The sequence below is a fragment of the Bacillus sp. SIMBA_074 genome, from assembly GCF_046534555.1.
GTDB classification, from domain to species: domain Bacteria; phylum Bacillota; class Bacilli; order Bacillales; family Bacillaceae_G; genus Bacillus_A; species Bacillus_A mycoides.
On sequence record NZ_JAWRYM010000240.1, the window covers coordinates 1 to 331 of the forward strand.

General features: G+C 70.1%; 1 protein-coding gene. It reads right to left on the reverse strand.

What is annotated here, in order from left to right; translation table 11 throughout:
• Window positions 1–136: 136 nt before the first annotated feature.
• On the reverse strand, window positions 137–331 hold a 195-nt coding region (locus SB773_RS30670; protein ID WP_410593999.1), incomplete at its 5' end, for a hypothetical protein.

Genomic DNA, 331 nt, shown 5'->3' on the forward strand with positions numbered 1-331 from the left:
GTGATGCTCGCCAGCGCCGCATCCGCATCACCCTTGCGCTCTCGCGACGACGCCGCCCGCGTGGAGAACGTGGTCGCGTACCCGCTCACGGCGCCCGCATCTCCGCGAGCCGGATCGTCGATCAGGCCTGGCAGACTCATTGCGCCGCCTGCTGCGCGAGCGCCTCGTCGTTGGCGGTGAAGGTCGATGCCACGGATGCCGCATCGGTCGCGGAGTTGGTCGCCGTCTGCGCGAGGGCCGACAGGATCTGCGTGAGCAGCGCCTCCGCATCGCCCAGCGCACCTTCGACCGAAGACGACCCGGTGCCGCCGAACGACAGACACGACGTGAC